Source organism: Flavobacteriales bacterium (assembly GCA_020635395.1).
In the GTDB taxonomy this organism is placed as follows: domain Bacteria; phylum Bacteroidota; class Bacteroidia; order NS11-12g; family UBA9320; genus UBA987.
Genome location: JACJZV010000001.1, coordinates 451,407 through 477,494, shown reverse-complemented (window position 1 = coordinate 477,494; position 26,088 = coordinate 451,407). Strand labels below are relative to the sequence as shown.

26 protein-coding genes and 1 pseudogene are annotated in these 26,088 nt (G+C 37.3%); 15 read left to right on the top strand and 12 right to left on the bottom strand.

Annotated elements, in window-relative coordinates; translation table 11 throughout:
* Nucleotides 1-40: 40 nt before the first annotated feature.
* The 3 genes from H6607_02060 to fbp all read right to left on the bottom strand — a co-directional run bounded on the left by H6607_02060 (nucleotide 41) and on the right by fbp (nucleotide 2,438).
* Nucleotides 41-502: a hypothetical protein gene (locus tag H6607_02060; protein ID MCB9261145.1), complete on the bottom strand. Its 462-nt coding sequence runs from the start codon at nucleotides 500-502 to the stop codon at nucleotides 41-43.
* Nucleotides 503-586: 84 nt separating this feature from the next.
* Entirely contained in the window at nucleotides 587-1,462 is an 876-nt protein-coding gene (locus H6607_02055; GenBank protein ID MCB9261144.1) for a YegS/Rv2252/BmrU family lipid kinase, read from the bottom strand.
* A gap of 4 nt (nucleotides 1,463-1,466) precedes the next feature.
* Nucleotides 1,467-2,438, bottom strand: a complete 972-nt coding sequence (gene fbp / locus H6607_02050) for a class 1 fructose-bisphosphatase (GenBank protein MCB9261143.1) — start codon at nucleotides 2,436-2,438, stop codon at nucleotides 1,467-1,469.
* A 92-nt stretch (nucleotides 2,439-2,530) separates the two neighbouring features.
* Between fbp and H6607_02045 the strand changes: the two genes are divergently transcribed.
* A complete protein-coding gene (locus H6607_02045; GenBank protein MCB9261142.1) occupies nucleotides 2,531-3,793 on the top strand; it encodes an aspartate kinase in 1,263 nt (420 codons plus the stop codon).
* Here the strand turns inward: H6607_02045 and H6607_02040 are convergent.
* Nucleotides 3,780-4,538, bottom strand: a complete 759-nt coding sequence (locus H6607_02040; GenBank protein ID MCB9261141.1) for an SIMPL domain-containing protein — start codon at nucleotides 4,536-4,538, stop codon at nucleotides 3,780-3,782. The two genes, H6607_02045 and H6607_02040, sit on opposite strands and share 14 nt — an antisense overlap.
* Nucleotides 4,510-5,649: a hypothetical protein gene (locus H6607_02035; GenBank protein MCB9261140.1), complete on the bottom strand. Its 1,140-nt coding sequence runs from the start codon at nucleotides 5,647-5,649 to the stop codon at nucleotides 4,510-4,512. The genes H6607_02040 and H6607_02035 overlap by 29 nt, the downstream gene beginning before the upstream one ends.
* A gap of 107 nt (nucleotides 5,650-5,756) precedes the next feature.
* On the opposite strand from H6607_02035, the gene H6607_02030 reads away from it, so the two are divergent.
* Genes H6607_02030 through H6607_02020 form a run of 3 tightly spaced genes read left to right on the top strand, consistent with a single transcriptional unit; the run spans nucleotide 5,757 to nucleotide 6,836 of the window.
* Nucleotides 5,757-6,083, top strand: a complete 327-nt coding sequence (locus H6607_02030; GenBank protein MCB9261139.1) for a 2Fe-2S iron-sulfur cluster binding domain-containing protein — start codon at nucleotides 5,757-5,759, stop codon at nucleotides 6,081-6,083.
* A gap of 6 nt (nucleotides 6,084-6,089) precedes the next feature.
* Nucleotides 6,090-6,326: a Fe-S cluster assembly protein IscX gene (gene iscX, locus H6607_02025; protein MCB9261138.1), complete on the top strand. Its 237-nt coding sequence runs from the start codon at nucleotides 6,090-6,092 to the stop codon at nucleotides 6,324-6,326.
* A gap of 3 nt (nucleotides 6,327-6,329) precedes the next feature.
* Nucleotides 6,330-6,836, top strand: a complete 507-nt coding sequence (locus tag H6607_02020; GenBank protein ID MCB9261137.1) for an HAD-IIIA family hydrolase — start codon at nucleotides 6,330-6,332, stop codon at nucleotides 6,834-6,836.
* 449 nt (nucleotides 6,837-7,285) lie between these two features.
* Here H6607_02020 and H6607_02015 read toward each other — a convergent pair whose 3' ends face one another.
* Nucleotides 7,286-8,365 (bottom strand): FAD-dependent oxidoreductase, encoded by a 1,080-nt coding sequence (locus H6607_02015; protein MCB9261136.1) that lies wholly within the window; start codon nucleotides 8,363-8,365, stop codon nucleotides 7,286-7,288.
* A gap of 47 nt (nucleotides 8,366-8,412) precedes the next feature.
* Between H6607_02015 and H6607_02010 the strand changes: the two genes are divergently transcribed.
* Complete coding sequence (locus H6607_02010) at nucleotides 8,413-10,290, top strand: hypothetical protein (GenBank protein ID MCB9261135.1); 1,878 nt, start codon at nucleotides 8,413-8,415, stop codon at nucleotides 10,288-10,290.
* On the opposite strand, the gene H6607_02005 is transcribed toward H6607_02010, so the two are convergent.
* Nucleotides 10,287-11,399, bottom strand: a complete 1,113-nt coding sequence (locus tag H6607_02005) for an OmpA family protein (GenBank protein MCB9261134.1) — start codon at nucleotides 11,397-11,399, stop codon at nucleotides 10,287-10,289. The genes H6607_02010 and H6607_02005 overlap by 4 nt on opposite strands.
* Nucleotides 11,400-11,866: 467 nt before the next feature.
* Between H6607_02005 and H6607_02000 the strand changes: the two genes are divergently transcribed.
* Together H6607_02000 and H6607_01995 are read left to right on the top strand one after the other, a co-directional pair.
* Nucleotides 11,867-12,286, top strand: coding sequence for a DNA polymerase III subunit psi (locus tag H6607_02000; GenBank protein ID MCB9261133.1), 420 nt, complete (start codon nucleotides 11,867-11,869; stop codon nucleotides 12,284-12,286).
* 134 nt (nucleotides 12,287-12,420) lie between these two features.
* Nucleotides 12,421-12,792 (top strand): response regulator, encoded by a 372-nt coding sequence (locus tag H6607_01995; protein ID MCB9261132.1) that lies wholly within the window; start codon nucleotides 12,421-12,423, stop codon nucleotides 12,790-12,792.
* Here H6607_01995 and H6607_01990 read toward each other — a convergent pair.
* A pseudogene (locus tag H6607_01990) lies at nucleotides 12,789-15,053 on the bottom strand (UvrD-helicase domain-containing protein). The gene H6607_01995 and the pseudogene H6607_01990 sit on opposite strands and share 4 nt — an antisense overlap.
* Nucleotides 15,054-15,074: 21 nt before the next feature.
* Here H6607_01990 and rfbC point away from each other — a divergent pair.
* Nucleotides 15,075-15,722 carry a dTDP-4-dehydrorhamnose 3,5-epimerase gene (gene rfbC, locus H6607_01985; GenBank protein ID MCB9261131.1) on the top strand — a complete coding sequence of 216 codons (648 nt, stop codon included), beginning with the start codon at nucleotides 15,075-15,077 and terminating at the stop codon, nucleotides 15,720-15,722.
* Nucleotides 15,723-15,733: 11 nt separating this feature from the next.
* Here the strand turns inward: rfbC and H6607_01980 are convergent, their stop codons facing one another.
* Both H6607_01980 and H6607_01975 read right to left on the bottom strand, forming a co-directional pair.
* On the bottom strand, nucleotides 15,734-16,399 hold the full coding sequence (locus H6607_01980; GenBank protein ID MCB9261130.1) for a carboxypeptidase-like regulatory domain-containing protein: 666 nt from the start codon (nucleotides 16,397-16,399) through the stop codon (nucleotides 15,734-15,736).
* A 28-nt stretch (nucleotides 16,400-16,427) separates the two neighbouring features.
* On the bottom strand, nucleotides 16,428-17,732 hold the full coding sequence (locus tag H6607_01975) for a chromate transporter (protein ID MCB9261129.1): 1,305 nt from the start codon (nucleotides 17,730-17,732) through the stop codon (nucleotides 16,428-16,430).
* A gap of 6 nt (nucleotides 17,733-17,738) precedes the next feature.
* On the opposite strand from H6607_01975, the gene H6607_01970 reads away from it, so the two are divergent.
* Nucleotides 17,739-18,365: a hypothetical protein gene (locus H6607_01970; protein MCB9261128.1), complete on the top strand. Its 627-nt coding sequence runs from the start codon at nucleotides 17,739-17,741 to the stop codon at nucleotides 18,363-18,365.
* Nucleotide 18,366: 1 nt separating this feature from the next.
* Here H6607_01970 and rsfS read toward each other — a convergent pair whose 3' ends face one another.
* The gene (rsfS, locus tag H6607_01965) at nucleotides 18,367-18,735 is read right to left on the bottom strand and encodes a ribosome silencing factor (protein MCB9261127.1); all 369 of its coding nucleotides are present in this window, start codon (nucleotides 18,733-18,735) and stop codon (nucleotides 18,367-18,369) included.
* A 9-nt stretch (nucleotides 18,736-18,744) separates the two neighbouring features.
* On the opposite strand from rsfS, the gene H6607_01960 reads away from it, so the two are divergent.
* From H6607_01960 to H6607_01935, 6 genes are read left to right on the top strand one after another with little or no spacing between them, the layout of a single operon-like run.
* Nucleotides 18,745-19,533, top strand: a complete 789-nt coding sequence (locus H6607_01960; protein MCB9261126.1) for a biotin--[acetyl-CoA-carboxylase] ligase — start codon at nucleotides 18,745-18,747, stop codon at nucleotides 19,531-19,533.
* Nucleotides 19,524-20,240 (top strand): type III pantothenate kinase, encoded by a 717-nt coding sequence (locus tag H6607_01955; protein ID MCB9261125.1) that lies wholly within the window; start codon nucleotides 19,524-19,526, stop codon nucleotides 20,238-20,240. Before H6607_01960 ends, H6607_01955 begins: the two co-directional genes overlap by 10 nt.
* Nucleotides 20,241-20,286: 46 nt before the next feature.
* On the top strand, nucleotides 20,287-21,552 hold the full coding sequence (locus H6607_01950; GenBank protein MCB9261124.1) for a hypothetical protein: 1,266 nt from the start codon (nucleotides 20,287-20,289) through the stop codon (nucleotides 21,550-21,552).
* Nucleotides 21,553-21,570: 18 nt separating this feature from the next.
* Nucleotides 21,571-22,893, top strand: coding sequence for a hypothetical protein (locus H6607_01945; GenBank protein ID MCB9261123.1), 1,323 nt, complete (start codon nucleotides 21,571-21,573; stop codon nucleotides 22,891-22,893).
* Between the two features lie 17 nt (nucleotides 22,894-22,910).
* A complete protein-coding gene (gene lptC, locus H6607_01940; protein ID MCB9261122.1) occupies nucleotides 22,911-23,486 on the top strand; it encodes an LPS export ABC transporter periplasmic protein LptC in 576 nt (191 codons plus the stop codon).
* Nucleotides 23,483-23,671: a hypothetical protein gene (locus H6607_01935; protein ID MCB9261121.1), complete on the top strand. Its 189-nt coding sequence runs from the start codon at nucleotides 23,483-23,485 to the stop codon at nucleotides 23,669-23,671. Before lptC ends, H6607_01935 begins: the two co-directional genes overlap by 4 nt.
* Here the strand turns inward: H6607_01935 and H6607_01930 are convergent, their stop codons facing one another.
* Nucleotides 23,672-26,083, bottom strand: a complete 2,412-nt coding sequence (locus H6607_01930) for a hypothetical protein (GenBank protein ID MCB9261120.1) — start codon at nucleotides 26,081-26,083, stop codon at nucleotides 23,672-23,674.
* Nucleotides 26,084-26,088: the final 5 nt, after the last annotated feature.

Sequence of the window (26,088 nt, the reverse complement as noted above, 5' to 3'; positions counted from 1 at the left end):
GCAAAATGCTCATTCTTAAAAAATTAGTCATACACTTCTATTAAATCTGTTTTACAAATATTTTATTTTGTTCTACTCTCAACACTTCTAATTCCGCCCCACTATCTATCACCTCGCCCAACGACGAAACTTCTATTTTTTTACCATTTAGCAACGCCGTTCCCATGGGCCGAATCATGGAAAGAGATTTTCCAGTGTCGCCCACTTTTGCCAGCAAGGTCATGTCTTCCAATGCTCTTGCTTCAATTTTCTCTTTCGAGGCCATTCGGCTCCACACCCCACTTTTTAACGCAAACAATACGCTGCCAATCGTAATTAGGCCAACAACAAACAACGTAATGCTACCAACAGAATTGCCATATACTTGATAGGTGCTGTAAACGCCGTAGGCAATAAAACCAAGCCCAACAATGCCCAGCATTACTCCGGGAGTAACCAAAATTTCGACAAGAAGAAGTAAAAGCCCTACTGCAATGAGAAAAATGATGATACTTAGTTGCATGCTTTAAAAATATGTGTGCAATATACACCATATACGCAAACCTGATATAGAAGTTTCAACCAAATGTGCAGAAAATTGGTTTAATCAAACCAAAAAATTTAATTGACCTACCCATTCAATTTCAAATACCTTTCCGCTCAAAACCTCGCCATCTACGTGGGCCTTTTGCTCTTTCGTGCAACTTATTTTTGCTTTTTTTACCATTTTTTGTGTTACGTAGGTCTTGTTTAAATGTGCCCCTTTTTCGACCAATGGTATGCGAAATGGCCGCAAAATTGGCAACATCTTGTTTATCACAATCAGGTTAAAATATTTGTCATTGGGTACGCTTTGTGGTGAAACTTTAAAGCCTCCGCCATAATCGGTTCCATTGGCCACCGAAATCATAAATGCTCTGGTGTTAATGCTATCTTTTTCAGATTTTATAGTGTATTCTGCACTTTTATAGACCAAAACATTTTTAAGAATGGATAACCAATATTTTGTCTTTCCGCTTATAAACTTGGATGTATTGCTGGCGGTTTCATAAGCCACCTGCCCATCAAATCCAATGCCTACGCCGTTTATAAAATATTTTTGATTGCAAATGCCATAGTCTATTGGTTTTAAAACTCCATTTATAATTTTTTCAAAAGATTGCTGCAAACTTATTTCGTTGTATAGAAGCCGATAAAAATCGTTACCACTGCCACTGCCGACTATATGAAGTTTTTTTGCCCGACAATTTTCTGAATTTACAACGTCGTTCAGCGTTCCGTCTCCACCAAAAATTGACACAATTTCAATGCCCACATCTGCCGCAGCACCATTAATTCCATCTACATCGTTGGCTTTTTGGGTGGTATAAACTTTGAAAGTTAAGCCATTTTCGTGGCAAAATTGGTTGAATTTTTCAAAAATCTGTTTTGATTTCCCCCCACCCGCGGTGGGGTTAAAAACAACCAGAATTTTGTCCAACATTTCCTTATTTCTCAAATTCGAGCAAACGGCTCACCATGGCTTTTGAACCCATAAATACTGGCACTCGCTGATGCAATTCTGTAGGTTGTACTTCCATTATTCGGCCTTTTCCGGTAGAAGCCATACCGCCTGCCTGCTCGGTTAAAAACGACATTGGGTTGCATTCATACATCAATCTTAATTTGCCTTTTGGTGCTTTGCTGGTGGCCGGATACATAAATATTCCACCTTTTATGAGGTTGCGATGAAAATCGGCCACCATGCTACCGATATATCTTGCACTCAACGTTTTATCTTTACAATCGGCAATGTAATTTTTTATGCCTTCCGAAAATTCGTTATAGTTTCCCTCATTGATAGAATAAATGTTACCATTTTCAGGGGTTTTCAGGTTTGGATGGCTCAGGCAAAAATCGCCAATGGAATTATCTAACGTAAAGCCGTTTACGCCATTTCCGGTGGTATAAACCAACATGGTGCTGCTGCCATAAATAACATATCCGGCTGCCACTTGATGAACTCCTGTTTGCAGACAGTCGGAGTCTAACACCTCTGTTCCAACAGCACTTTTTCTTTTATAAACTGAAAAAATTGTCCCAATTGCGGCATTCACGTCGATATTTGACGAGCCATCCAATGGATCCATGGCCACAATATATTTGGCATTGGGGTTTAATTTTCTGATATAATCTTCTTCTTCGCTAATAATGGCACAACAATCACCCCCGGAAGACAACGATTCAATGAACTCTTCGTTGGCAATAACATCCAATTTTTTCACATCTTCTCCTTGAATATTGGTGGAGCCATGTTCGCCCAAAATATCAACCAAACCTGCTTTATTTACATCTCTGTTCACAATTTTGGCTGCCAACTTTATGTCTCGAAAAATGGTGGACAAATCGCCGGTAGCTTCTGGAAATTTTGCCTGCTCATCGGCAATAAACTGACTGAGGGTTATAACTCTGTTTCGCATATTTACGTTGGTTGAACTCATGAAAATTGAATACTGTTAAATTTTTAACTTTGAAGCGGCAAATATAGACTTGCCTTTTCATAATTAATTATATGCTTGTTTTCAAATTTGGCGGTGCTTCGGTAAAAGATGCGGAAGCGGTAAAAAATGTGGCCAACGTGCTTCGGCGGTTTAATGGCGAAAGTATTTTGGTGGTAATTTCGGCTATGGGGAAAACGACCAACTTGCTGGAAACACTTGTTCATCAGTATTTTAACAAACAAAACACCAATGATACTATGACCGAACTAAAGCGTTATCACCGCGAAATTATTGCTGATTTGATGGGCGAAAAGGCCGACAAATTTTATGAGGTAGAAAACCTATTTATTGAGTTGGAATGTGCTTTAGAAACCGAGGTTAGCACCAATGGTTACGATTTTGTTTACGATCAAATTGTACCCTATGGCGAATTAATCAGTACCCGAATTGTGAGTCATTATCTCAATGAAATTGGGATGATAAACCGTTGGCTTGATGCACGAAATTTTGTAGTAACCAGCTCACACCACCGAAGAGCTCGCATAAACTGGGATACTACCGAAAATTTGATTGGCAAAAAGGCTAAAAAATTGATAGAAAAACAACTGACCATTACACAAGGATTTATAGGCAGAACTACAGAAAACACCAACAGCACGTTGGGTAGAGAAGGTAGTGACTACACAGCCGCCATTTTTGCCTACAGCCTTGATGCACAGTCGGTTACTATATGGAAAGATGTGCCGGGTGTGATGAATGCCGACCCAAAAAGAATATCTGAAACCACTCTTTTATCTGACATCTCATTCAAAGAAGCCATCGAATTGGCTTATTATGGAGCTTCGGTTATTCACCCAAAAACCATACAACCCTTGATGAAAAAGAAAATTCCGTTGTATGTAAAATCTTTTTTAAGTCCCGAAAATTCTGGAACTGTAGTTATGGAACATGATGGAAAAAATGTGGTGCACGCACCGTGTTATATTTTTAAAGACAATCAAATTTTGATTTCGCTCAGCAGCAAGGATTTAGCATTTATTGTTGAGGATAATTTAAGTCAAATTTTTAGTTCGTTGGCCGCTGCAGGCATTCAAATTAATTTGATGCAAAACACCGCCACGTCTTTTTCGCTTTGCACCACCAACGATTCATACAGAATTGGTAAGTTTCTGGAGTTTGTTAAGGATAATTATTTGATTGAACAAGTAGAAAACCTTCAATTGCTCACTGTTTTCAATCCTGCAAAATCAATTGATTTAGAGGCTATTGCCCCCGGAAAACAAAAAATATTAGAGCATGTAAACGAAAATGCCTTGCAGCTTATCCTGCGATAGCAAAAGTGGCCAATACCTCGAATCTTATGGTTATGGTTTTTAGCTCCGTGGCCGCTCCACCGCCACCATCAGACGATTTGAGTGCCATCCTCCTTTCGTAAACTATTGGGGTTTGTGGGTTGTATCCATACTCCGACTCGGTTATATTTATTACTTCTCCCAGTTTTTCGCCAATGGCTTCCACCATATAGCCCGCTTTTTCTTTGGCATTTTTCACGGCTTCCGATTTTACTTGTTTTTCAAATTCGGCCATTTTGCTGTGTTTTAATTCGCTGATATACAAATTACTAACCCCTTTTGAATCGATGGTTTTGGCAATTTCATCCACTATTTCAAAGTTATTTAACGTTAAAATCAAATTTTTGCTAATCATCAACTCCTTCCCTCTTTGTCGATAATAATTGCCAATGTTTCCAACCTTTATTTGGCTTTCTTTTACTCCCACTTTTTTTAATTGAGCCAAAATTAAAGGCTCAATTTCGGTCATGGGTACTTTGGTTTTATAATCTTCATACTTCTTTCCATCTTCAAATTCCTCCTTCCAATATTCTGCAAGAGAAATATTGAACACAATAATATCTGGCACAACTTCCTTTTCGGCGGTACCTGTCACGTTTATAGTTCTACTTTGCTTAATTGTAGTCATTTCTTGTGCTTTACAACTTACTTGTGTGGCCAACAATAACACCAATATCGGCCACTTTATTTTTTCAATATTATTCATTTTCAGGTACTTCCACATCATTTTTAAAATACATTTTAGTGGTTCCGGTTATCGGATTGCTCAAATAAAATTCTCCCTCCTTCTTGCCATCCACCCAAAGTCCGCTCAACGTTATATGGTTTCTTGTTACAAATTGTTCGCAATATCCATGAGGTTTTCCATCCTTAAACGTGCCGCTCAATTCACCTTCCGGACTATACATTACCCCATTTCCATTAAATTGGTTGTAAGCAAATTGCCCGACATAATAGTAGTTTTCTGAAAACCAAAATTGCCCCTGACCATGAAATAAATCGTTTATCCAATATCCGTTATAACGAGTTCCGTTTTGGTAAGCAATATTTCCTTCACCATTCTTTTTACCATATATAAATAAACCATTATAGGTTAGAGAATCAGGCATTTGCAGCTCTCCATTTCCCCAAAAAAAACCAGCCTGAAAGCCGCCAGAATACATAAATCCATCCAAATTTTTCAGCACTCCCACACCATGCGGTATTCCGTTGCTCCAGGCTCCGACATAGCTCAAGTTGCCATCCCATGTCATTTTACCTGTTCCTTCTATACAATTTCCTTCAACGCATTTTCCATCGGGTATTACCCTAAAACCCCACATGGCTCTCAACACAGAATCGGTTTGATTTATATATTGTTTGTTGCCAATTAATTTAATCAATTCAATTTTCTCATCTTTAAAATACAATTTGATGGTAAACCGCTCCAACACTCTAGTGTATATATACGGATTAAACAAGGTAGTTGTGTATTCTTTCTGCTGATACATGTTGTAGTCCGACAACTTATCGTCAAATGTTAGCCCGTAAGGCATTTTCCCAGCATAACGTTTATACAAATAACCACTGTCGTACATCTGAACTTCTTTCAGCACCATGTTTCGATTAAATATGAGTGAAATACCTCTATCGTAGGACTTTATCTCATATACGTCTGCCGCGGCATTAAACACCGTATTTATTTGCTCATTCTGCAATTCGGCTAATAAACCCGCCAAGGCAGGATTATCTGGTGAATGCCCTATCAAAGCGGCAAAACCCGTCAATATTTCGGCTCTTGTGGTAGCATTGAGCAGAATAAAAAGAAATAAAATACCAACTTTTTTAAACTTTGTCATGTTTTAAAAATTCTCTTCAAATTAACGTGACAGTTTTTATATAGTATAAGGTTGCCACATTTTTTTATTTAGAATGTTTAAAAATAGGTAGTTTTGCCCACTCAAATATGAGTTATAAAATAACATTTCAATTCGAAGACAAAAATCTTCAGCCCATTGAAGTAAGCTGCTCAAAAGGAGAAACCATATTAGATGTGGCTTTAGATAATGATGTACACCTCCATCACAACTGTGGTGCGGTATGTGCCTGTAGCACCTGCCACGTATATATAAAAAGCGGTATGGAATCGTTGCCCGAAATTACCGAAAAAGAGGAAGACTTTATTGACAGAGCCATTAATCCTACACTTAATTCACGCTTGGCCTGTCAGTGCAAAATTTCGGATGATGTGGTGGTGACTATTCCTGATCAAAGTCAATTTAACGGACATTAATAACAGATGCAAAAGTTTGAACTACCAATTTATTGGAATGATTATGAGGATATTGCCATGGCTCTTTATGAAAAATTTGGCGATGACTTTAATGAGGGAAAAATTTACCGAATTCGGTTTACCGATTTGATTGAATGGGTTTTAGAACTTCCAAACTTTATGGGCAAACGAGAGGATTGCAATGAAGGCCATTTAGAGATGATTCAATCCAGTTGGGTTTACGAGTGGCGTGATAATCAATAACTTATGTCAGAAATTTATCTTCAAAAATTAAAAAACATTAAAGCTCTGATTTTCGACTTTGATGGGGTGCTTTCTGATGGAAAAATTTACGTGGATGACAATGGTGTTTTTTCCCGATCTACCAATGTTAAAGACGGATATGCTATTGGTCAGGCATTAAAAAGAGGATACAAAATTGCCGTAATTAGTGGCGGAGGCAGTCAGGGTGTGGTTCATAGAATGACACGACTTGGAGTGAATGATGTATTTGTACAGGTAAAAAACAAAGTAGAAACCTTCGAACAATGGATAACACAAAATGATTTAAGAGCCGAAGAATGCCTGATGATGGGTGATGATGAACCCGATTTACCTTTGATGCGTCTGGTTGGGTTTTCGTGCTGCCCTGCCAATGCCATGCCTTCGGTAAGATTTTCGGTTGATTTTGTGTCGCCAATTAACGGTGGCGAAGGCTGTGTCCGACAAATTATTGATACATTACTAACTGTAAACCAGCAAATTACAAAATAAGTTTAAAAAAAATATTTTTTTCTTTTGGTTATATCAGCAAAACGACATTACCTTTGAAGTGCCTTCGAAAGGAGGCATTTTTTTCATGGTTAGTTTGGTTTATTTGCCCTGCTCTTTTTGAGCAGGGCTTCTTTTTTGTATCAAATTTCGATTCTTAAAAAATATAAAAAAAAGTTTGCACAATTCAAAAACATGCACTTACCTTTGAAGTGCCTTCGAAAGGAGGCATTTTTTTCATGGTTAGTTTGGTTTATTTGCCCTGCTCTTTTTGAGCAGGGCTTCTTTTTTATATCAAATCCCAATTCTCAAAAAAAATAAAAAAAGATTGCACAATTCAAAAATATGTGCTTACCTTTGAAGTGCCTTCGAAAGGAGGCATTTTTTTCATGGTTAGTTTGGTTTATTTGCCCTGCTCTTTTTGAGCAGGGCTTCTTTTTTATATCGACTTTCTATTTCTTGAACCGATTTAAGTTTATCTCACTATCCAACCCTTTTTCATGTATAATAAATTCCAACAACCTGTCGGCAAGGTATGGAGCCAGCGAGACACCCTTGCTGCCCAGGCCTCCAAAAAGAAATAGATTTGGATATTCCGGATGCATTCCTAATAATGGTTTTCTATCTCGCACGGTTGGCCTAAAACCCACTCGTTGATTTTTGATTTCGATTGGTGGCTTTGCAAACTTGTAGTAGTTATTGATTAATTCTTCCCGAGCCTGTTCTGTTGGCATTAGCGATTTATCATCCCAATTGTAAGTGGCTCCCAAATAAAAATGTTTTGCAGAGGGTGTTAAAAAACTTGCCCCAACTACAATTCTGTCCCTTTCTAAGGCATCAGAAGCAACTTCCAAAAGCTCGCCCTTAACGCCAATGAAAGGCAAAAACGACCAAAAACCATCATCCAATCCTGTGCAAAAAATGATTTGTTTGGCCTCTTCTCCATCAATTGAAACATGATTTTTGAAATGCATTACTATGGATGGTGAGATATGTCTTTCGGAAAAGATTCCTTGATGCACCAACCTGTTTCTTACTTTATTTACAAATTCGGCAACTTCTAACCTTCCACCTTTTAAAGAAAGCGAGTAGTGTGGATTTGAATATATTTCTTCGTTTAATTTTAAAATTGAATCAGGATGCTCATTTAAAAACGGAGCTACTTTATCATTTCCTGCTTTGCCCATCCACTCATTTTGCTCTGCAATGCTTCCAAAAATTCGATAAAGAGGCATTTCGTAAAAAAAATTGCCCGCCAACTTTGTCTCGCAAAACCTATAAAATGTAAAAGCAACCGAAAAAATTTCGGAAGCCCGCCAAACCGGAACATATCTTTTGCCAGAAACCGGATTCATTATTCCTGCGGCCACCGCAGAAGATGTATTTGGATTGGGGCTGTCAAAAATTTTAAAACTCTTGCCCATTTGCTCAAGTTTTACTGCCAATACGGATCCGGCCAACCCCTGCCCTACAATGAAAAAATCTTTCAAAACAATATCTTTGGTTGCAAAAATACTTTTGATGTTTTCCATTTCTATATTTTGAAATTTTTATACCACACAGCCCTTACTTTTGCATGGTGAATATTGCTTTAAAACAAATTCTTACAGTTGTTGCCTGTCTGCTTGCTCAGCAACTTTATGGACAACATTTTTTTGACACTACTCATTATAAAAGTGATTTATCCGGCTATTTGACTAAGTCGGCAATTGAAAAGTTTAACTTTGAATTGCAGACAGAAGACACGTTGCTTAAAAATGTTCATATTTTAAACAAAGAAAAACAGACCGATTTAAACTTTATTAATTTAGGTCGAATTGCATCGCCCACTAAGGGGGTTGAGCCTTCGATGGTGGATAATGGAACGTTTCACTTAAACGACCAAAACCCTACAAAATACTATTTCAAAAATCCGGACAGCATAAAATATTATGAATCGAACACACCCAGAACCAATTTTAAATATGCACAAGGCACCGCCAATTTATTGCTAATTGAGGCCGAGTATTCGCAAAATCTCAACAAATATTGGAGCTATGGTTTGGACTATTCGCGAATAAAATGCAACAATCTCTTTTTCGGAAACCTTGACTTTTTTAATCGTGAAAAAATGTCAGACCTCTATGCCACCAACGTTTTTTCGCACTTCCGTACTGAAAAAAGAAATTATGAACTATTAGCCCACTATACCAGCAATAAATTAACCCTAAAAGAAACCAATTCTATACTAAACGACTCCGCTTTTTATACCTATTCGGGCAGAAATCGTTTTTTTTCGGCGGAGGCAGCCTTTGCAAAAGCTACCAATGTTTTTTGGAATAAATCGGCAGGATTTACCCAATATTTTAGAAACTCCCTCAATGATAGCCTTGCTTTAGCCGATTCGCAAAATACCAAAGTTAAAAATCAATGGTTTCATACGTTCGAATATAGAACCGAAAAAACGTTGTTTTCAGACCCCAACCCAAATACAGATTTATATCCAATTCGACATTTTACATTGACTACAAAAGATTCAACCAAGTTATACTCTTTCATTAACAAAATTGGGAAAAATATACGGACACAAAACACTTTTACCACACTATTCGTACAACACGAATACAATAATGTTTCGGTTTTGAGCCTTTATAAAAGCAAATTTCAGCACTTAAGACTTGCTGCTTCTTTTGATAGAAAATTTGAAAAACTATCTTTAAAATCGGCCTTCCAGACAGATGTGATGGGGTTTTATAAGAGTGATTATCAAGCCACTATTAGAACTCAAATTCCAATTAAAAAGTTCTATTTTACTACTGGCATTACTTCACAAAAGAGACGTCCGGATTATTTATCCCAATTTTTTGCCAGTAATAATTATCTGTGGCATCAGAGACTCAGCAGCGTTACTACCAATCAAATCATTTGTCAAATGAGCTACCCTAACAAGTTTTCGGTTGGTTTTATCTTTCGTCACGCCACCAATTTTGTGTATTTCGACTCTTCCGGATACCGCAAACAATGGAATGACGCTTTTAAATACTCTAAATTTTGGCTTTCCCATCATACAAAAATTGGTAATAGTTGGCATTTACATCAGCGAATTTCCGTTCAAAATTCTTTGGCTGAAGTGCTTCCTGTTCCTCGTCTGTCTTATACCGGAAGAATTTATAAAGAAGGGTTTTTGTTTAAAAAAAATATGTACGGTCGAGCCGGTGTTCAAGCCGGATATTATTCTGCTTTTGATGGCTACACATACAACCCATTGATTCGCCGATATGTAGTAAGCCACCAATCTATTGGTGGATACCCGGTAATAGATTTTTTTGTTGATGTCAAGGTTAAAACAGTAAAACTCTTCGTATCGTTAGAAAATGTGAGTCAAGGATTTTTCGAAAACGACACCTATTCTGCATTTGGATACCCGCAAATGTCAAGAATGGTAAATTTTGGAATTGATTGGCGAATGTTCAACTAATGAGCCTCCTCGGGCTTTACAAGATTTAAGGTCCAAACTTCAACTCTTTTATTTTGGTCTGCTTCATTTTCGGATTTTGGAACAGGGAAAATCATTCTAAAATTACTTAGTCCAATATAGGTCAAACGTTCTTTTTCAATGCCATTTTCTATCAAATAATTGTACACCGCCTTAGCTCTCTTGTGAGATAAGTCATGGTTATAAATCTGTTGAAATACGTTGGCCTTTCTATTTTCGGCAAAACTCATGTGGCCCTGAATTTCGATGTACATATTAGGCATTTCTTTAAGTTGCAACACCAACTTTTCGAGTTCTGGTTTAGATTCAGGTTTAAACTTATCTGTATCGGTATAGAAGAAAATGTTGTCAAATCTAAATTTTTGCTGCACCTCAACCGGACGCATAAGTACATTCAATTTCAATGTATCTCCGCTTACGCTACCCCTCTCCGGATTTATCTCAACCTTTTCGTTTAAATAACCTGAACTTGAGAACATGAGTGTTGTGGGGACTTGGGTAACATAGTTAAAATTGAATAAACATACCCCTGTTGTTGAAGTTTTTGAGAAAGCATTTTTGTCGCCCCTTTCTAAAGCATAGTCGCATTGAATTTTTTCTCTTGTGTTTGCATTAAGAGTTTGAACTACTACGTATTTAAGACTACCATTTGATATTGTTTCAATAGTTTCGTTCTCAGAAAGGTATATAAATGTAATATCCACTCTGCGGTCGAGCCTCTTATCGTCGTTTTTTGCCTGAATTTCGCCAAACGACTCCTCTTTGATAATATCAGGTTTTATGCCCAATTGTGTCAAATATTTTGATGCATTTTGGGCTCTATTGGCAGCCAAAGACATATTGTAGAGGGTTGAGGCATCTACATCGGTATGACCTGCCACGTAAACCTCTTTAATTATCATTGAGCTCAGTTCCATCAAAGACTCTCTAATATTCTTTTTGGAGCTTTCAGAAATATCATCCTTGTTCGAATCAAAATATATACTCAGCACTTTTTTATCAAAAGAAACAGGTGGTTGGCCAAAAGACAATTTAGCACTAAATGCGAGAATGAAGCATGTCAGAACTGAGATATTTACAAGCCTATTCATATCTAAAAAGGCACATTAATTTTGAGTGATAACGAAATTATCTTTTATTTATTCTGTAAATTGTTCTGCAAGTTAGCAAAAAAATGTTAATTAGCAAAATTTTAGATTTGTGTATAAATGACAAGCCCCAACCATATAGGTCAGGGCTTAAAATCAAAGATAAAATACTAAACTACTACTTATGATGAAAATTATTAACCATGTGCTCTTTCTCTCGAAAGATACATAGCGGTAATATCGAAAGCAATGCCATTTTTTAAACTATTGATAATCAAGGCATTAAAAAGTGTCAACTAAAACTTTTATCCCAAAAATAGACAACATTGTCTATTTATTAGAATATTCGGCACATACTTAAATATAAAACATTTTTAAAGGGTTTTTAGTCATAATATTTGTCCCAAAATGGGATTACTTTAATGAGCACACATTAATACAAGCATTTTTAAATTATGTAAATTTGTGCCATGCTCAATAATATTTGGAAAATTCCTCATCGTTCAATCATTGATTTATTCGACACCATTTACGTCATTTCAGATAAAACAGTGGCAAACGAAGACGCCATATCCGAAGTGAACCCTACTCATTATAAAGTTGTCATTGCCCTTGAAAACATGAGTCTAAGCTCTTCCGATAAAACACTATTGGAAAATATTATGGCAGCTATTAAACTTGAAGAAGGGGTAAACACAATTATCACGTCTTTTAGTTCTTATCAGAATTTTAACACTGACTTTATTATTCTTTTTGGATATAATCATACACCAAACAAATTGTATGAATTGAATAATGGCAAAATTTACTGCCATAGTCTTTCGGAAATTGCTCACAATGTGACCTTAAAAAAAGAGCTTTGGCATTGCCTGAAACTACATTTCAAATAACCCACATTGAATATAAATTCCCAAAATTGGGAATAAACCGATTACACTATGCTTCGCAAAACATTAATAATGAGTGAATTACAATAAGGCATACATGTTGTATAGTTATCTTTACTGTTTTATTACTACTTATTATGGACTCAAATAAAATTCTTATTGTGGATGATAATGAAATCAATAGTTTGTTTATGAGCATTATGTTCAGCAAGATGGGAATTTCTTTTGATACAGCTCAAAATCAAAAAGACACGCTAACTCTACTCCAAAAAAATTCGTATAAACTGATATTGTTGGATATACACATGCCCAAAGAAAACGGGTATGATGTGGCACGTGCTATTAGAACCTTTGACTCAAAAACGCCTATTGTCGCTTTTACTTCTCTACCTCAAAATGCAGTGATGGTAAAGGCTATGGATAGTGGCATGAATGAATATATTCACAAATCTACCGCCATTAGTCAAATGCAGGATATGTTTGAGAAGTACGGAATAATTGCCGCTTAAATAAACCTCAATTTAGCAAACTTTAATACCAACTGCTTTTTCCCGCCTATTTCAAAATCAATGGTGGCTTTGGCGTTTCCAAAATCTCCATCAAGCGACACCACCTCTCCTTTGCCAAATCGTTGATGCTCTACCCTATCACCTACCTTTAAATTGGAGGTGTCTTCGGCTTCAAAGTTTGGTATCAGTGGCGGAAGTTTAGTCTCTCTGACCAAGTTGTTGGTTTTGCCAAATTTATTACCAAAGTCAGCCTTTTCTTTATTTCGGTTTGCAAACAAATTTAATCCTTGATTAACATTGGTTTCTTTGGTTTTAAAACTCTTGTCGAGTTCAACAAAATCTTCGTCTATTTCACTAATAAATCGGCTTGGTTCGCAGGGTAATAATTGGCCAAATCTAAATCGTGAATTTGCATACGATAGATACAATCTTTTTTCGGCACGGGTTACTCCCACATAAAACAACCTTCTTTCCTCTTCCAGCTCTTTTCTACTTCCGGTGCTCATTTGCGATGGAAATAGGTTTTCTTCCATGCCTGATATATAAACGTAGCCAAACTCTAAACCCTTTGCCGAATGGATGGTCATTAAGGATACTTTATCATCCGAATTGTCTTCTTTGTCGGCATCGGTTATAAGGGCAATATCCTGAAGATAAATACCGAGTGTTTTCTCCAATTCGCTCGTGTCATCCTCAACAAATTCTTTGATACCATTGAGCAATTCAACCACATTTTCATATCGGCTGATACCTTCTACGGTCTTATCATCATATAAATTTGTCAACAATCCGGTTGATTTGGCGATGTGCATTGCAACTTCGTATGCATCTTTTGTATTTAAAAGGGTTGCAAAACTTCTAATTTTGGTGGTAAAATCATTCAACTTTGTGGCCGCCGACCCAAGATTTGGGAATAACTGGGCATTGGCCACTACCTCCCACCAGCTAACACCTTGTTCTGCCGCATTGAGTTGAATTCGATCCAGGGTTGTATTGCCAATGCCACGTGCAGGATAGTTTATGACCCTTTTTAAACTCTCTTCGTCTTTATGGTTAACGGTCAACTTGAGGTATGCCAATAGGTCTTTTATTTCCTTTCTTTGATAAAAAGACATACCTCCGTATATTCTATAAGGAATATTCTGTTTTCTCAAGGCTTCTTCTAAGCTTCTGGATTGTGCATTGGTTCTATACAATATGGCAAAATCCTTATTGGGCAATTGGTTTCGCATCTTTTCTTCAAAAATGCTTTGGGCTATCAGTTTCCCCTCCTCATTATCGGTAACAGCCCGCATTACCTTTATTTTGTCCCCAAGATTATTGTCGGTCCAAACTTTCTTTTCTAATTGCTCTTTGTTTTTCGAAATGATTGACCCTGCTGCATTTACAATGGTTTGTGTGCTTCGGTAGTTTTGTTCAAGTTTAAACACTTTCAAATCAGGATAGTCCTTTTCAAAGTTTAAAATATTCCGGATGGTTGCCCCCCTGAAAGAATAGATACTTTGGGCATCATCGCCCACAACACAGATATTTTCATTTACGGCAGCCAGTTTTTTTACAATCATGTATTGGCAATGGTTTGTGTCTTGATACTCATCAACCATTACATATTTAAACTTGTGCTGATACTTGTTTAAAACATCCACGTGTTTGGTAAAAAGTTCGAACGTTTTTAACAACAAATCATCAAAATCCATCGCCCCAGATTGAAAACAACGTTTGGCATAAGTTTCATAAATCTGGGCTATGTGTGGCCTTCCGCTTACTCCGTCATAGGCGGTCAGCTCATCGGCATTGCCATACATTTTATAGGTTATGAGGCTATTTTTGGCGGCACTTATTCTGTTTAAAACCACGTTTGGTTTATACACTTTGTCGTCTAGCTTCATTTCTTTGATGATGCTTTTCAACAAACTTTTGCTGTCGTCGGTATCATAAATGGTAAAGTTGCTTGGATAACCCAATTTATCAGCCTCAAATCGAAGAATTTTGGCAAAAACAGAGTGAAAAGTTCCCATCCAAATATTTTTTGCCTCGCCGCCAATAACCTTTTCAATTCTATTCCGCATTTCGCGTGCAGCTTTGTTGGTAAAAGTTAGTGCCAAAATATTGAAGGGGTCAATGCCACTGGCTATCATGTGGGCTATACGATAGGTAAGCACCCTTGTTTTTCCGGAGCCTGCTCCCGCCACAATCATCACAGGGCCACCAACCTGCAACACTGCCTGCTTTTGTGGCTCATTGAGGCCTTTTAAATAATCCTGTTGGGTATTATTATTCACATGTCAAAATTAAGAAGAGCCGTTGCCCGAACATCGGCCAAAAGTCATTTTATTATCAACATATTGGCCAAAGTTTTACAAATTTGCGGCTTAGATTTTTTTGATTTGGAGTTTAGAGAAATATTTATTGCGGGGCCTAAAATTATTGAGCCTAAAGTATTTGGGGATCATAGAGGTTATTTTTTTGAAAGTTATAGTGCTTCTAAATTTGAACAAGCTGGCTTAAACTTAGATTTTGTTCAAGACAATGAGTCTATGAGCCATAGAGGTGTTTTAAGGGGGCTTCATTTTCAACACCCACCCCACGATCAGGGCAAATTAGTTCGGGTTATTTCGGGCGAAGTGCAAGACGTAATAGTGGATATTCGAAAAAATAGCAGAACGTATGGCCAAAGTTTCAGCATCAATCTCTCCGCCGAAAATAAATTAATGTTTTGGATTCCTTCAGGATTTGCCCATGGCTTTTGCACGTTAAAAGACAATACCATTTTTTCTTATAAATGTACCAATTTATACAATCTTGCTTCTGAAGGTGGTTTGCTTTTTAACGACCCCAAACTGAACATCGATTGGCAATTGCAAGACGTTAACTTGTCCGACAAAGACAAGGTTCATCCTACTCTTGATGTACTGGATTCGCCCTTTTAGAAAAATATCTTTTACTCATCAGAGGTTTTTACCTCTCTTTTAAAATCTCCTCTTTTCCAAGCTTCAAAAAACTGTGCCCACGCAAATGGGTTGAGCAAATTATTGGGTGCTACCTGACCTGCATAGTAATACTTTTGAGTTTGTTGAGAGAGGTGCAATTTGGAAACTTCTATGCCGTCCGGTTTTAGAATTTCCCTACTTTCTTTCAACTCTTCCCGCTCCAGATTTTTTCTGGCTCGTTCCAAATCATCATCGGGTATATCTGATTTTACAAAATAATAATCAAACAACTCTCGCCGTGGCATCGGCCTTACAACTACCGTTGGCAAATGCATCGTATCAGCTGTAAGTAGAATTATCATCGAATATTTAAAATCGCTAAATGTATCGGGAATGACATATTTGTTTGGTCTAAAACCAATACAAGAAAAGTTTAAAGTATCCCCTTTTCGGGCCACAAGAGTAAAATATCCGAATACGTCAGTATAGGTTCCGGCATGACTTCGCTGAATGGCCACTGCAGCATAAGGTATGCCCACCAAACTATCTGAGGTCATTACTACACCCGAAAACTGCACCAATTCCATATTGGTTGAATCATTTTTTTTGGCGGTTTGAGCAACCGACTTGAGGGTAAAACCAAAAAGGAAAAGTGTGATAAAAATGTATTGTTTCAAAATCGTTTTTATACTTATACGAACAAAATTAAAAAATGATACCAGCCAAAATGCACAATAACACCCAAATTGGTGTCGGAATTTTAAACTTTTGCAACATTAGTGCCAAAAGTATAACCAACGCTATGTTAAAATAGTTCACAAAATCTACATCTTGAAGATTGGTATAATGAAAGCTATTTTTCACCTTCCATCGAAAGGCCACCGGCATAAACAGCAGGTATCCGGCAGCCAAAACCAACCCTGATGAAGCAGCAATGACCCCATCAAGCGACCTTCTGATGATTTTGTAGTTTTTTATGCTATCCCACATCGGATATACAAAAAAAATCATGAGCGTGCCAGGAAGAAATATGCCAATGGTGGCAATAAAGCACCCCCAAATTTGAGCATGCATACCAAAATCCCGCATTATCAATCCGCCGCTATAGGTTGCTACGGTAAAAACTGGTCCGGGAACTGCAGGATTTAGCCCAATTCCGGTCAAAAATTCTTCTGGCAAAATCCAATGCTGATATTGAACAAATTGGTCAAACATCATGGGTATCAACACATTACCTCCGCCAAAAACCAAACTTCCGAATCTATACGTATTTTCGAACAACACAAAACTGCGATGTGCAAAACCGGAATCTTGACCCGCACCCAATTTTACAAGCAATCCGGCTAAGACGAAAATTAAGGCAAATACGACCAAATATCGCCATTTAACGACAATTTTGGATTTTATTTCCTGCTCATTTTTAACTAATTCGGTGTCCTTTTTACCCAAAAAATAACTTACCACTCCCCCACCAATTAATATAACCGGAAACATCCACGGTGTTTTTACATACTGCTCTAACCAATGTCTGAGCAGGGCAACTATAACAAATGCAAGCCCCATCAACACAAATCTCAGGCTTCCTTTATTAACTTTTAAAGCCATATTTAATCCTGCCGTAAATACAAATGCAACGGCCAAAGGCTGAATAAATCTAAAGACTCTTTGGGTTACTTCTTGGTCGAGAAAAACAAATAAAAAGGAACAGGCCGTCATGAGTAGGAATGCCGGCAACACCCAAACCATTAGTGTTAAAAAAGCTAAAAATGGCCCTCCAAATTTGTATCCCATTGCCGTTATGGTTTGTGTACTGCTGGGGCCAGGCAGCATCTGGGCTAATGAATACAGTTCCAACAATTCTTCTTCGGTTAGGTATTTTTTAAGTTGAACCATTCTTCGCTCAAAAAGGGCAATGTGCATGGATGGTCCTCCAAAGGCTGTTAATGCTAAAACAGCCACATCTTTTAGAAAGATGAACCGTTTAATTTTTTTTACTTTTGAGCCGCTCATTTAAAGATGGAAAATTACGCTAAAAATATGACAGGCACAAGACAATTGACAATTATCGCGGTGTTTTACATTTTGTTTGCCATAGGCAGTTTAAATGTTTCTTGTACAAAAATAGATGCTCGGTATTTTGAAAAATTAGACTCGCTTGATATGAAAATAAAACAGTCCGAAATGGCTCTGAATATTGACACAAAAACCCTTTCGAATAGAGAAAAACTCATTTTTGACCATCTTAGATACATTAACAAATTTTATGACACCACCACTTTGATGACTTCCGACTTTTCGACCGATTTGGCAAAATACAAGGCCATTAAAAAGAACTATACCAGCTTTTTAAAAAATTATGATAATGCCGTGAAGCAGACTAAAACTCTTAAATCTCAGGCTGCTGATTTACGAAAATCGGTTGAAAGTGGCGAAATGAGCAAAACCGATTTCAAGAAATATTTTGCTTTAGAAATGCAAAATGCAGAAACCGCACTGCGTGATGCCACCGATCTAAATCAAAGTATATATGGTTTTGAACCTGAATTTCAGCGAATTAGCTATGAAGTAGAAAAGGTTTTGAATGAGATAGCGAGCAAAAACCCTTTGTTAAAATCTTATCTCAACCAACAGGCCACTCAATAACCTAATCTGTGGTTATTTCCTGAACTATACCATCTGCCCACAAATCTTCGATGGCGTAGTATTGTCTTAAATCCTTTTTAAAAATGTGTACCACCACGTTTATGTAGTCCACCAAAACCCATTCTGCCAATCTCATTCCTTCTTTACTAAAGGGGTTTTCGCCAGTTTGTTTTTTTACAGTTTCCACTACGCTATCGGCAATTGCCGCCACCTGTCTGTCACTATCGCCATGACAAATAATCATGATGTCAGTAACCGAAACATTCAGGTCTCTGAGGTCTATTTTCACCACATTATGTGCTTTTTTTTCAAGCATTCCCATCACCACAATATCCGCGAGCTTGTCAATGGCCGTATTTTTTTTCGGCATAAATATTTATTGAATTACGATTTTTGCGGCAAAAGTCGGAAAAAATTGGAGATTCTGTCCCCCAAAACCTTATTCGTTGGTCATTGCTCGGTATTTTTTGAGCAAATAGACTCTACCAATACCTATTTAAAAAACCGCATCGCTTCCGAAAACATTCCCAATGGCATGTTGGTTTACAGCAATTTTCAGACAAATGGCAGAGGGCAAAATAATAATATCTGGAGCAGTCAAGAAGGCAAAAATGCTCTTTTCAGCCTTTTTCTAAATTTTTCTTTTTTGCCTACCGAACACATGGCCATTGTTTCGCAATTTGTGGCAGTTGCTGTTTGCCATGCTCTTAATCAATTTTTGCCCGAACAAACAATTAAAATAAAATGGCCCAACGACCTTTTTGTGAATGACAAAAAAATTGCCGGAATTCTGATTGAAAATATTATTGGAAACACCAACAAATGTGTGATTGGAGTTGGAATTAATGTCAACCAAATTGATTTTCAAACACTTAATACAACTTCTATCCGTATTGAAAAAAATGAATTAACCGACCGAAAAAAAATAATAGAGGCTTGTTGCGAATACATCGAAAAATACTACCGATTGCTCCAACAAACCAACGGGTCGAAACTTATTAATGAGTTATTCGTAAAGCATTTGTATAAATTTAACGAAAAAATAATATTGGAACACACAAGCTGGACTGTTTTGGGGGTTGATTTGGATGGCAGACTTATTCTTGAAAACGAAAAAATGGAAAAAAGAAAACTGATTCACAACGAAAGGAAAATACAATGGAATTGATTATTGATGTGGGGAATACCCGAGCCAAAGCCGCTGTTTTTATTAACAATGGCATTCACAAAATTTTTTATAGCAACCATGCCGACGAGGAAATGCTCGAAAAATTGAAAGATTTTTCAATTACTTCGATTATGATTTGCACCGTCAGAAAAAATGAAGACGCTCTTTATGAATTTTGGAGCAAAATGGCTCCCACGTTTGTATTAACCGAAAAAACTAAAATTCCTTTGATAAACCGGTATAAAACCCCTGAAACTCTGGGCAAAGACAGGATTGCTGCTGTTATTGGAGCCAGATTTTTATATCCGGAGGGCAACCTGCTTGTAATAGATGCGGGTACATGTATAACGTATGATATTTTGACAGCCGACAATCAATACTTAGGTGGAAACATCAGCCCAGGTGTCCGAATTCGGTTCAAAGCTCTGAATGAATTTACCGGAGCATTGCCCTTAGTGGACGACTATGATATGGAACTTTTGTTTGGGCAAAACACTACAGAAAGCATTGCCAGCGGTGTTTTAAACGGATTATTTTATGAAATAGATGGGGCTATTTCGGCCTATTCTTCAACCTTTCATGACCTCAAGACCATAATTTGCGGTGGAGAAGCTCGATATTTTGTCAATCGTATTAAAAACAAGATATTCGCGAACCAAAATTTGGTATTGCTGGGATTGCATAAAATCTTACAATTTAATGCGTAACAACTTATTGAAATTCAACATATTGAGTCTTTGTATTCTGGCAAGTTTGTCAGGATTTTCTCAATCAACAAGCGAACCATACACGTATGGCAGCTATGGCTTAATCAACTCTGATGCCTTTATTTATCAGCAGCTCATGGGTGGACTTGGTTCAACAACAAGAAATAAAGGCAGTTTTTCGTTGGTAAATCCTGCCTCGTTGAGTGCGGTGAAATATTCTATATTAAAAACCGGGGTTAATCTAAACTATGTTCAGCAACAGCAGAACAATTCACAGGCAAGTCACACCAAAGGAAATCTGGAATATTTCTCTTTAGGAATGCCTTTAAAGAAAAACATGGGGTTTTCAGTAGCTCTCAACCAATTTTCAAACATAGACTACCTATTTAACATTTATTCATCTGTCGATACGAATACAACGCTCGATAGTTTTAATGGGTATGGGGGCATTAATCAGCTTAAACTTGGCTATGGTATTGAGGTTTTTAAAGGATTTTCGGTTGGTGTAGGTGCTACCTTTTTGTTCGGAAACCTTCAAGATATTACCGTTCGACGTTTCACAAACAATTCTGCCATATTTAGCACCGTGCAGCATTCTATCAGCTACTTTAACGGAGCAAAATGGAATGGAGGCGTACAGTATAATAGACAAATCTGGGGCGAAAAAAATCTCGCCATCGGCTTGCAGGGTGGTATGGAATCTAATCTAAAACGAAGTACGGACAAATTGGTATATACGGCAAACTCTGTAGTTGGATACCCGATAGATACCGTATTAAACCAAAAAGATTTGGCAACCACATCTAAGCTACCTTCTTGGTATGGCTTCGCTTTGAGTTTAGAAAATGAAAATGCCTGGATGATAGGTGCCGAATACAACTCCCAACTGTGGTCTAAAGTGCAAGATATTAAAGGATTAAATAGCTTTTACGACCAAACGCAACTATCTATTGGGGGTTATTATCAAATAAAAAAACAGCCACAAAGCGACAAGTTATCGGCAAGAGATAGAAGAGTAGATTACATCAAAAACATTCGCTATTATGCTGGGTATAGATCCGCCAACCTTTATACTGGCATTGCCGGAACACCCATTTCCGAACGTTCGGTCAGCTTGGGCGTTGGTTTGCCATTTTATACCGTTTATAAAATAAATGGTATTGAATATAGGATGGTGTCAAGAGTCAACGTTGGTGTAGAGTACATTATGAGAGGTCAAAACGATAATAACTTGATAGAAGAAAATATTCTTGGCATAAAATTTGGCCTAACTCTCAATGACAAGTGGTTCAACAAAAGAAAGTATAATTAAAACGTAAAGAAGATGAAAGTGAAAAAGAGATTTGGATTGGTAGCATTAGCCCTGATAGCTTGGATGGGGGCATCTGCACAGCATCCTTGCGAATCAAAATATGGCTCTGACAGTGCCGAAACTGTAAAAAATGTGGGTTTGTTTAATATGCACTGGCAAAACAAAAACTATGTAGAGGCTTTCCCTTATTGGTATTATCAATTTAAAAATGCCCCATGCTATAACAAAAGGGTTACCTTGGTTGGCTCCTATTTGGTAGAGCAATATTTATTGCACCTTCAAAAAAACGATCCGCAAGAGTTTAACAGACGAAAGAATGGTTTAATCGATACTATGCTTTTAAACTATGATGTTCGGGTTTATTACTGGGGAGAAGCAGGAAAAGTTGCCGGCTACAAAGCCATTGACATGATTAACTGGAAGGCAGACACAACGGCAGCCTTAGTGCTTTTTGACAGTTGTTTTAGAAATTTAGGAAATGAGACAGATGCCAAGGTGGTGTATAACTACTTCTATTATGCTCTAAACGAGTATGCAAAAAAGAATTATGAAGCAGATAGATTGTTCAAATTATATTTTGACCTTCTTGATGTTGTCAACTACAACATCGATGCAGATACTGCCAAAGCAGAAACCTGGAGAAAGGTGGATACTGCCATTAATTTTGCAATCCGCCCATTTATGACATGCGAAAAAATTGAGGAATTATACAAGGCTAAAACAGACGACCCCAACGTCTCTATGGACTTATTAAAACGGGTTAATCATATGCTGCAGGTTGCAGGTTGCGATGGAAACGACTACTCGCTTGACCTTGCGGAAAAAATGTATAACCTTGACCCATCTGGTGAAGCTGCAATAAATTTAGCCAGATATCACAATGTAAAGGGTAACGACCAAAAATCTTTGGAATGGTATAATAAAGGGCTTGGCTCTGTTAATGATGCTTCGGAAAAAGCCAAAATATATAGTGAAATGTCTTCAATCTATACTCGGATGGGAAACTTGGCGAAGGCCAAAGAATATGCTGAGAAAGTATTGAGTATCAATCCAAATGACGGCAAAGCACATTTGATTATTGCCTCCTATTTTGCTCAGAGTTCCGGCTCATGCACTTCCGATGGTTTAGGTGGTCGCACTGCCTTTTTAGCTGCCTACGATAGAGCTGCTAAAGCAAAATCATTGGATCCGAGTGTGGAATCCGCTGCACAAGAATTAATGAATAAGTGTTATGCTAATTTCCCAAGTTCAGAAGACGTATTTAAAGCATCGATGCATGAAGGAGATAGCATTTCCGTGCCTTGTTTGGGAGTGACTACCACTATTAGATTTCGCAAATAATTACAACTATAAATAAAATGAGAAACCGGTTATTGAAGGTGTTATTACTACTGACGATAACCGGTTTTTTGCTTTCTTGCAGAAATGCCCGAAAAGGAGAATTAGATCGGTTGCAGCAACAACTTGAAGACCTAAGTATTGAACGAGCCGAGAATGTCACGGTTCAGTATAATGACTCGGCGAAACTAAAAGCCATTATTAATACGCCACTGCTTATTAGATTCCCTCAAAAAAAAGAACCCTACACAGAAATGCCCAAAGGCTTGAACGCAACTTTTTTTAATACAGAGGGGAAAGAAGACAGTAAAATATCGGCTGCTTACGGCATAAACTATGAAATTCAAAAACTTATCAAACTAAAAGACAGTGTGCGGGTTTACAATCAACAGGGAGAAGAATTGAAATGTGAGGAGTTGTATTGGAATCAAAAAACGAAAAAAATTTATACGCAAACATTTGTTAAAATTGTTCGAGACGGAGAGACCCTTCGGGGTAAGGGGTTTGAGAGCAATGAAACTTTTACTAAATGGAGAATTTTAAAACCTGCCGGCTCGGTTTCGGTCACAGAGTCTCCTTTACAAGAAATAGAATGAACTCTAAAAGAATAAACAGAATCATACAACTTTTGTGGCTTGCCATGGCGGCCATTACAGCGGTGGAGGCCTACAAAGCAAAAATGGATGGCCACAACGACCGTTTTTACCTGATGTTGGGTGCATTTGCGGTTTCTATTGCCATGTATTATATACGTAAAAGACAAAGCCGCAGTCTTTCTTAATTATTCATCCCATTGGGTTTTTTGGGCATTTTGCAAAACAGGCGTATTTTGACCTTTTACATCCTTCTTTAAATCTTGCCAAAATGTTTTTGTCTCATTCTTGGCTTCTTCTTTTATGGCCTTTGTCACTGCCTTTCTATCATATCGTATCTTCAAGTCATCTGGTGTTCCTGTCATCAAAATATATGCACTCAAACCGCCGTTTTTCTCTGATTCAAGTTGTTTTTCTTGCTTTTTCTTTACCCAACCAGATTTGTCGGCTAACAAGTCGGCCACTTTAATTTTTAAATGATAATCCATGTAATTATCGAAATTGTGAGTGCCTCCAATTTCTACATTCATAGCATTATTATTAATAGTCATTTTGGGTATCGAAATCATCCTGTTTCTTATTTCTAAAACATTGCTCAATTGCTCAAAACGGATGTCACGCAAATCATTCAACTCCACAAAACTAGAAAGCTCTTCCATGGGTTCATAATTAACCAATCGGCCATCTTCAATTAAAAGCTCTATCCTAGACAGTATTTTATCTTCTAATGCCTCAAAATAGTTGTCAAACTCTCCATAAAAATCAACTTTGGCAGTGAGCGTTCCCTGAACTATTTCGGGTGTAAACTCGGTTTGTCCGAAATTGTCGAAAGTTGCCATTAACTCTTCCACTTTTACCCTTTCGCTTTCAGAAAATGATTTTACTTCATAGCCTCCCGCAATTTTGGTTATAAATGCATCCAAACTATTCTTCCCATGCCATGCTTCAAAATTGGTGTTCGTCATTTTTATGGCCGTTGCATCCCAGTCAATCGAACCCGTAAGTTGACTAATGTTGAGTTTTTCCCAAACCAATTTTTTTGCGTCTATTTTCAAATTAAAATCTACCCCTAAGTCGGTATTAATTTCTGACGGAGTGGTATCAGCTGAAACACCGTTATTCGGATTGCTAAAATTCAAATCGAGATAATCGCTCTTCAAACTTCCGACTAATTTCAACCGCTGATTTTGGAAAGTGAAACCTTGCCAATTTTCGATTGAACCTTCATAATTTACATCACTATTCCAGATGTTTCCGTCTATTTTGGTTTGAGTCAAATTGTTGCCGGATATTCGTGCCGAAGCCGCTACATCTTTTAGCAGTTGCCATTTGTCAATACTATAGTTAAAATTCTTAAAATCAATATCTCCTACCATCGTTGACTTTGCATAATCCATCGTCTCAGTTGCTTCGCTGTATGGCAAATTCCCATCTAAATTAAATAATATTTTACCCGAAATGCTTCCATTATTACTCACAAAACCCTCAAAATCCTTGGCATCTATCCAACCTTTCCCAACAAATTGGATATTAGGTTTTGATATATCATTAATTTTTAATGTTCCTTTTACCGATGATTTTTTTGTACTCAAATCGGTCAGATTAACATCCAATTGGGTTTTGTGCAAGGCATTTTTATTAGAAATTTTGCCAACAAGATCCAAATTTCTACAATCGAAATTCTTTTCATTCCAATAAAGTTTCACTTTTTCAAATCCAAAACGAACGTCCAGTTCGGGCAGCTTTTCTTCTTTAAAAATACCCTTTATGGTTCCATCGAGGTTTATTTTTCCAGAGCTTGATAAGCCTTTCAGTTTGTAAGCCATTTCATTGGGAAGTAGCGAAAAAACAGATTGAATATCAATATTTTGCCCGTGCAACTGCACGTCAAAATCAGGGTTGTCCCCTACCATTAAAATGCTGCCCTGTGCATCTATTTCCAAATCGTTTATGCGTATCGTTCCCTTTTTTATTTTATAACTGCCTATGGTATTGTTTACATCAATATCCAAATCGGTTTCGATGAATTTGCCCATTATGTAGCCTGTTTTATTATTGATTAGTTCGCTCAAAAATCCTCCTCCATCAACCTTTAACTCAAATTTATCGTTATCAAATTTACCTGCAAGTTTTACTTTTTCGGCTTTAAAGTTGATTTGCTTTTCGGCCACTTCATCCTCATATATTAGTCTAAACCTTTGTAGAATTACTTTTTTCAAATCTAAGTTTAGGCCAGCTTCAGCTTCATTGTTTGATTCGAGGGATGGTTTTAATACTGCAAAATTCACGCTACCATTTTTTCCTTTATACATATTAGCCCAACCGCCAATCAATTCAATTCGTTCTATTTGATTTTGGCCTTTGAATAGTTTTATAGGATTGAAAACCACCACCAATTTTTGAGCTTTTAATAACTCCCGATTAAAATGAGGCATTGATTCTTGAATACGGATATCTCTCAACTCCAGACTCAGCCTTGGAAAAGTTTTTAATCCATTCAGATTTATTGACCCTACTTTTACTTCTACATTTAATTGTTTATTTAGTTCGGCAATGGCAGTGCGTTCAACAAAAATGCCCCCAACGTAATATACTGCCAATATTA